Source organism: Streptomyces sp. NPDC054887, assembly GCF_053610585.1.
This window is the reverse complement of the sequence record NZ_JBSGYQ010000128.1, coordinates 1-7,415: the sequence shown is the minus strand read 5'-3', so window position 1 is coordinate 7,415 and position 7,415 is coordinate 1. Positions and strand designations below refer to the sequence as shown.

Sequence of the window (7,415 nt, the reverse complement as noted above, 5' to 3'; positions counted from 1 at the left end):
CCCCCATTGGGGTGCACCGCCCGCCGTGACATCTCAAGCCCAGAGGCTCGTCAGTGGCTGCCGCCCTGCGCCTGGAGGCGCTTGTACGAGGCCTCGACCTCGGCCTCGGCCTCGGTGCGGCCGACCCAGTCGGCGCCCTCTACGGACTTGCCGGGCTCCAGGTCCTTGTAGACCTCGAAGAAGTGCTGGATCTCCAGGCGGTCGAACTCCGACACGTGGTGGATGTCGCGCAGGTGCTCCACCCGCGGGTCCGACGCCGGGACGCACAGCAGCTTGTCGTCGCCGCCGGCCTCGTCCGTCATCCGGAACATGCCGATCGCGCGGCACTTGATGACACAGCCGGGGAAGGTGGGCTCGTCGAGCAGTACGAGCGCGTCCAGCGGGTCGCCGTCCTCGCCGAGGGTGTTCTCGACGAAGCCGTAGTCCGCCGGGTAGCTCGTGGAAGTGAAGAGTCGACGGTCCAGGCGGATCCGGCCGGTCTCGTGGTCCACCTCGTACTTGTTCCGCGAACCCTTCGGAATCTCGATGGTGACGTCGAACTCCACGGGTGGTTCCTCCATGATCAGCACAAACTCCGGATGGCGCTGCGTCCCTCCGGGGGAGACCCCCGGACCGTCGGCCGGTTCGGTAGGCCGGACGAGCCGGGGCGTCATGCTCCCGGCAACACGCAGTGGTTAAGTGTCCCTCACGCAGGTGTGTGATCGCGAAAGGGGCTGGTCCGAGGTGCCGGAGCGCAAAACGTGGCAGCTCGCGGCGATCGCGGCTGTCGCCGGTCTCGCCTTCTCCGCCGGGGCGGTGGCCGCGGCGGGGCCCTGGGACTCCGGTCAGCGTAAGGCCGAGCGTGCCTGGGCCGCCTCCCAGGACCCCACGGGTGGCGCACATCACCAGCCCGGGGCGCCCGACGCCCCCGCGCCCGCCCCGAGCGCGCCCGGCGTGCTGGCCGCGCTCGGCGAACCCGTACCGCCGCCCGCCGGGAGCGGCCTGGCCGACACCCTCGACCCGCTGCTGCGCGACCCCGCGCTCGGTACGGCGCGCACCGCGTCCGTGATCGACACCGCCACCGGCAGGCAGGTGTACGGGAAGGGGGACGCGGACGGGATGGTTCCGGCCTCCACGATCAAGATCGCGACCGCGGCCGCCGCACTCGCCGCCCTCGGCCCCGACCACCGCATCCCGACCACCGTCTCGGCGTCCCCCGACGGCGGGACGATCGTCCTCGTCGGCGGCGGGGACCCGACGCTGGACCGGGACGCCCTCGCCACCCTGGCCGACGACACCGCGCGGGCGCTGCGGGACCGCGGCGTGGACAAGGCGGAGCTGCGGTACGACGACACGCTGTACTCGGGTCCCGCGCATCACCCCATCAGCCCCAACGAGAACATCAGCCCCGTAACCCCGCTGATGATCGAGGAGGGCCGTCTCGACGGCTCCCGCAGTGGCCCCGCTCCCCGCAGCGCGGACCCGGCGGGCGACGCCGCCCGCGCCTTCGCCGGCATGCTGCGCGAACGCGGGATCGGGGGCAAGGGCGACCCCGCGCCCGGCAAGGGCCCCGCCCAGGCCGAACCGCTCGCCAAGGTCCTCTCCGCCCCGCTGTCCGCCCTCGTCGAGCGCACCCTCACCCACAGCGACAACGACCTCGCCGAGGCACTCGCCCGCCAGACGGCGCTCGCCTCCGGCGAACCGGCGGACTTCGAGGGCGCGGGCAGGGCGGTCGCGGCCCGGCTGAAGAAGCTCGGCCTGCCGGTGACCGGCGCCCGCTTCGAGGACGGCAGCGGCCTCGACCGCGACGACCGCATGTCCGCCGCCCTGCTGTCCGGCCTCCTCGCCCGCGCCGCCGACCCGGCCCACCCCGAGCTGCGTCCCGTCCTGACCGGCCTCCCGGTGGCCGGTTTCAGCGGCACCCTGAAGAGCCGGTACGCCGACAACTCGCCCGGCACGGGCATGGTCCGCGCCAAGACCGGCACCCTGCGCGAGGTGAACACCCTGGCCGGGACCGTCGTCGACGCGGACGGCCGGCTGCTCTCCTTCGCCTTCCTCACGGCGGGCGCCCAGGCCCCCGCCGCCGCCCAGTCGGCCCTCGACCGGCTGGCCTCCGCGATCGCCAACTGCGGCTGCGAACCGTCCGGCGGACGACCGGGCCGCAGCTGAACCCCGAGGAAGATCAGGGGTACGGGTGGCGGACAAGACCTCACCGCGGGCCGGGTCGACAACGTACGGTTGACGCATGACGAGCATCGGTGGTGCGGAGATGGTCGACTGGAACCTCGCGGTGGCGACCGCGACCCGACTGGTGAGGCCGGGTCCGGACGTGAGCCGGGAGGAGGCGCGCGCCGTCGTCGCAGAGCTGCGCCGGCACGCCAAGGCGTCGGAGGAGCACGTCCGCGGCTTCACGCGGATGATGCCCGAAGGGCACGAGCCACAGGACACCCCGGTCCTCGTCGTCGACCGGGCCGGCTGGATCAGGGCGAACGTCGCCGGATTCCGCGAGGTCCTGCGCCCGCTCCTCGACAAGATGCAGGAACGCAGGGGCTCGGGCCCCGGCGGCGCCGTGCTCGGCACGGTCGGCGGCAAGGTCACCGGCGTCGAGGTCGGCATGCTCCTGTCGTTCCTCGCCTCCCGCGTCCTCGGGCAGTACGAGACGTTCGCCCCGCCCTCCCGCGAACTCCCCTCCGGCGCCGGCGGCGGCCGTCTCCTGCTCGTCGCCCCGAACATCGTCCACGTCGAGCGGGAGCTCGATGCCAACCCGCACGACTTCCGGCTCTGGGTGTGCCTGCACGAGGAGACGCACCGCACCCAGTTCACGGCCGTGCCCTGGCTGCGCGACCACTTGGAGGGCGAGATCCAGTCGTTCCTCGCCGAGACCGAGGTCGACCCGATGACCGTCCTGGAGCGCCTGCGCGAGGCGGCCCAGTCGCTGGCCGGCGGCCGCCCCGAGGGCGAGGCGGGCGAGGAGGGCGGCCGCAGCCTCGTCGAGATCGTCCAGACCCCCGCGCAGCGCGAGATCCTTGGCCGTCTGACCGCCGTCATGTCGCTGCTCGAAGGGCACGCCGACTTCGTGATGGACGGCGTCGGACCCGACGTGGTGCCCTCCGTCGCCGAGATCCGCGAGAAGTTCCAGCAGCGCAGGGCCCGCGGCGCCGGGCGCCTGGACCTGGCCTTGCGCAAGCTGCTCGGCCTGGACGCCAAACTCCGGCAGTACCGTGACGGTGAGCGGTTCGTGCGGGCCGTGGTGCAGGAGGTCGGAATGGACGGCTTCAACCGGGTCTGGACCTCCCCGAACACGCTCCCCACCAAGACGGAGATCGCCAAACCGGAGGACTGGGTCGCGCGGGTGCACCGTAGGGCAGAGCCGTAGGCCCGGAGCGGCCGACGGCAGGAGTACGCCCCACCAATCACCCATCCGAGGGACCGTGAGCGCTGGGTAGGCGTGCAATGCTCGGGGAATGGCCCGTCTCTGTCACCATCGACGCACTCTGAGTGACTGGCTTCTCCTCCCGAGGCACCCCCAACTTCACCGAAGGGCACCGGACATGGGTCCCCATCCTGCGGTCGCAGCGATACGCCTGGCGGTCCGCCGCGTACTCCACGACGTACTGAACGACATCACCCCGCACACCATGGCGGGCACCGCGCCGGGCGCGGCCCCGCACGAGCCGCCCGCGCCGCTCGTGCTGGTCGCCTGCTCGGGCGGCGCCGACTCCATGGCGCTCGCCTCCGCCCTCGCCTTCGAGGCGCCCAAGCTCGGCGTCCGGGCCGGCGGCGTCACCGTCGACCACGGCCTCCAGGCCGGCTCCGACCTGCGGGCCGCCGAGGTCGTCGCCCGCCTCACCGCACTGCGCCTCGACCCCGTGGAGGCCGTCGCCGTGACCGTCGGCCGCGAAGGCGGCCCCGAAGCGGCCGCCCGCGACGCCCGCTACGCCGCCCTGGACGCCGCCGCGGAGCGCCACGGCGCCGCCGCCGTCCTGCTCGGCCACACGCGCGACGACCAGGCGGAGACGGTCCTGCTCGGCCTCGCCCGCGGCTCCGGCATCCGCTCGCTGTCCGGCATGGCCGCCGTGACCGGCGCGGGCCGCTACCGCAGGCCCTTCCTCCAGATCAACCGGCAGACCGCCCGCAAGGCGTGCATGGTGCAGTCGCTGCCCGTCTGGGACGACCCGCACAACACCGACCCGGCCTACACCCGGTCCCGACTGCGCCACGACGGCCTGCCCGCCCTGGAGAAGGCGCTGGGCAAGGGAGTCGTCGAGGCCCTCGCCCGGACCGCGCAGCTCTCCCGCGACGACGCCGACGCCCTGGACGACTGGGCCGCCGAGGCGGACGCGTCCGTACGGGACGCCTCCGGCCAGCTGGAGTGCGTGAAGCTCTACGCCCTGCCCCCGGCGGTACGGCGCCGTGTTCTGCGCCGGGCGGCCATCTCCGCGGGCTCGCCCCCCGGATCGCTCTTCGCACGGCACGTCGAAGAGGTCGACCGGCTGATCACCGGCTGGCGCGGACAGGGAGTCATCAACCTCCCCGGCCGGGTCGAGGCGCAGCGGCAGGGTGGCAGACTGGTCATCCGGCAGGGCTGATGCGCTGAAGCACTACGAAAGTGACCCCGGTGGACGAGAAGGACATGGGCACCGACCTCAAGTCGGTGCTCATCACCAAGGAAGAAATCGACGCGAAGCTGGCCGAGCTGGCCGCGAAGATCGATGCGGAGTACGCGGGCAAGGACCTGCTCATCGTGGGCGTCCTCAAGGGCGCCGTCATGGTGATGGCGGACCTGGCACGCGCGCTCTCCACCCCCGTCACGATGGACTGGATGGCCGTCTCGTCGTACGGCGCGGGCACCCAGTCCTCCGGCGTGGTCCGCATTCTCAAGGACCTCGACACCGACATCAAGGGCAAGCACGTCCTGATCGTCGAGGACATCATCGACTCGGGTCTGACGCTCTCGTGGCTGCTGTCGAACCTCGGATCGCGTGAGCCGGCGTCCCTGAACGTCTGCACGCTGCTGCGCAAGCCCGAGGCGGCGAAGGTCCAGCTCGACGTGAAGTGGGTCGGCTTCGACATTCCGAACGAGTTCGTCGTGGGCTATGGCCTCGACTACGCCGAGAAGTACCGGAACCTGCCTTTCGTCGGCACACTGGCCCCGCACGTCTACGGCGGCTGAGACGGGAACCTCCACCCCCGCCCCGCCGTTGGAGCAGGGGAAGGCAGGTTCTCGGCCGTCCCCGGCAGTCGCGGGTGACAATGCTGGGGTACCGTCCGAAGAACAGTCTTTTTAAACAGCAGCATTTACCTACGGGCAGGAGGGACGGGGCGACTACCGCCCCGTATGGATGGACGTGAAGCGATACTTCCGTGGGCCGGTCATGTGGATCGTGCTGGCCGTCCTCGCCGTGGTCGTGTTGATGCAGGTTGTCGGCTCGTCCGGCGGCTACAAGACGGTGGACACTGCCGAGGTCGTCCAGGCGATCGACAAGAACCAGGTCAAGCAGGCCAAGCTGACGACCGGTGACGAACAGGTCATCAAGGTCGAGCTGAAGGACGGCCAGAAGGTCAAGGACAGCAGCAAGATCCAGGCGAGCTACATCGGCGACCAGGGCGTCGCGCTCGCCAACAAGCTGCAGTCGAAGTTCGACAGCGGGGACATCGACAAGGGCTACACGGTCTCCCCCTCCAAGCAGAATCCGTTCGTCGGGATCCTGCTTTCCCTGCTCCCCTTCGTCCTGATCGTGGTCGTCTTCCTGTTCCTGATGAATCAGATGCAGGGTGGCGGCTCCCGGGTCATGCAGTTCGGGAAGTCGAAGGCCAAGCTCATCACCAAGGACACCCCCAAGACGACGTTCGCCGATGTGGCGGGCGCCGACGAGGCGGTCGAGGAGCTCCACGAGATCAAGGAGTTCCTCCAGGAGCCGGCGAAGTTCCAGGCCGTCGGCGCCAAGATCCCCAAGGGTGTGCTGCTGTACGGCCCGCCCGGCACCGGCAAGACGCTGCTCGCGCGCGCCGTCGCCGGTGAGGCGGGTGTCCCGTTCTACTCGATCTCGGGTTCCGACTTCGTCGAGATGTTCGTCGGCGTCGGCGCCTCCCGGGTGCGCGACCTCTTCGAGCAGGCCAAGGCGAACGCTCCGGCGATCGTCTTCGTCGACGAGATCGACGCCGTCGGCCGCCACCGCGGCGCCGGCATGGGCGGCGGTCACGACGAGCGCGAGCAGACGCTGAACCAGCTGCTCGTCGAGATGGACGGCTTCGACGTGAAGGGCGGCGTCATCCTGATCGCCGCCACCAACCGGCCGGACATCCTCGACCCGGCGCTGCTGCGCCCGGGCCGCTTCGACCGGCAGATCGCGGTCGACCGTCCGGACCTGCTGGGCCGACTCGAGATCCTCAAGGTGCACGCCAAGGGCAAGCCGGTCACGCCGGAGGTCGACCTGCGGGCCGTCGCCCGCCGTACCCCCGGCTTCACCGGCGCCGACCTGGCGAACGTGCTGAACGAGGCCGCGCTGCTGACCGCCCGTACGGACAAGAAGCTGGTGGACAACCACTCCCTGGACGAGGCGATCGACCGCGTCGTGGCCGGACCGCAGAAGCGGACCCGGATCATGAGCGAGAAGGAGAAGAAGATCACCGCGTACCACGAGGGCGGACACGCCCTGGTCGCGGCGGCTTCTCCGAACAGCGACCCGGTGCACAAGGTCACCATCCTGTCCCGCGGGCGCGCCCTCGGTTACACGATGGTGCTCCCGGACGAGGACAAGTACTCGACCACGCGCAACGAGATGCTGGACCAGCTCGCCTACATGATGGGCGGCCGTGCGGCCGAGGAACTGGTGTTCCACGACCCCACCACGGGCGCCTCGAACGACATCGAGAAGGCCACCGCGACGGCCCGCGCGATGGTCACGCAGTACGGCATGACGGAGCGCCTCGGCGCGATCAAGTTCGGCCAGGACGGCTCCGAGCCGTTCCTCGGCCGTGACATGGGTCACCAGCGCGACTACTCGGAAGAGGTCGCCGCGCTGGTGGACGAAGAGGTCAAGAAGCTCATCGAGACCGCGCACAACGAGGCGTGGGAGATCCTCGTCGAGAACCGCGACGTTCTCGACAACCTGGTTCTGGCCCTCCTGGAGAAGGAGACGCTGAACAAGGAGGAGATCGCCGAGATCTTCAGCCCGATCGTGAAGCGTCCGGCCCGCCCCGCGTGGACCGGTTCTTCCCGCCGTATGCCGTCCACCCGGCCGCCGGTGCTCTCCCCGAAGGAGCTCTCCCTCACCAATGGCGCCACTGCCAACGGTGCGACTCCCGCGGTGACGGCAGGCCCTGTGGACACCCCGGCCACCGAGGCGGTCCCGGAGGAGCGCCCCGAAAGCTGACCGGTTCCGGCTCCTCAGGGGCCTGGAATGAACGCCGCGTCCCCCAGGTTTAGCCTGGGG

At 70.9% G+C, this 7,415-nt stretch carries 6 protein-coding genes; 5 read left to right on the top strand and 1 reads right to left on the bottom strand.

The window, feature by feature from the left end:
* Positions 1-50: 50 nt before the first annotated feature.
* Positions 51-545: an inorganic diphosphatase gene (locus tag ACWGH0_RS34390; RefSeq protein WP_069930540.1), complete on the bottom strand. Its 495-nt coding sequence runs from the start codon at positions 543-545 to the stop codon at positions 51-53.
* Between the two features lie 178 nt (positions 546-723).
* Here ACWGH0_RS34390 and dacB point away from each other — a divergent pair, with 178 nt between their 5' ends.
* The 5 genes from dacB to ftsH all read left to right on the top strand — a co-directional run bounded on the left by dacB (position 724) and on the right by ftsH (position 7,355).
* Positions 724-2,148 carry a D-alanyl-D-alanine carboxypeptidase/D-alanyl-D-alanine endopeptidase gene (gene dacB / locus ACWGH0_RS34385; RefSeq protein WP_453408202.1) on the top strand — a complete coding sequence of 475 codons (1,425 nt, stop codon included), beginning with the start codon at positions 724-726 and terminating at the stop codon, positions 2,146-2,148.
* Between the two features lie 76 nt (positions 2,149-2,224).
* Positions 2,225-3,355: a zinc-dependent metalloprotease gene (locus ACWGH0_RS34380; protein ID WP_453408201.1), complete on the top strand. Its 1,131-nt coding sequence runs from the start codon at positions 2,225-2,227 to the stop codon at positions 3,353-3,355.
* A 175-nt stretch (positions 3,356-3,530) separates the two neighbouring features.
* Positions 3,531-4,568 carry a tRNA lysidine(34) synthetase TilS gene (gene tilS / locus ACWGH0_RS34375; protein ID WP_453408200.1) on the top strand — a complete coding sequence of 346 codons (1,038 nt, stop codon included), beginning with the start codon at positions 3,531-3,533 and terminating at the stop codon, positions 4,566-4,568.
* Between the two features lie 44 nt (positions 4,569-4,612).
* Positions 4,613-5,152 (top strand): hypoxanthine phosphoribosyltransferase, encoded by a 540-nt coding sequence (gene hpt, locus ACWGH0_RS34370; RefSeq protein ID WP_037647340.1) that lies wholly within the window; start codon positions 4,613-4,615, stop codon positions 5,150-5,152.
* A 169-nt stretch (positions 5,153-5,321) separates the two neighbouring features.
* A complete protein-coding gene (gene ftsH / locus ACWGH0_RS34365) occupies positions 5,322-7,355 on the top strand; it encodes an ATP-dependent zinc metalloprotease FtsH (protein WP_138895508.1) in 2,034 nt (677 codons plus the stop codon).
* Positions 7,356-7,415 lie beyond the last annotated feature (60 nt).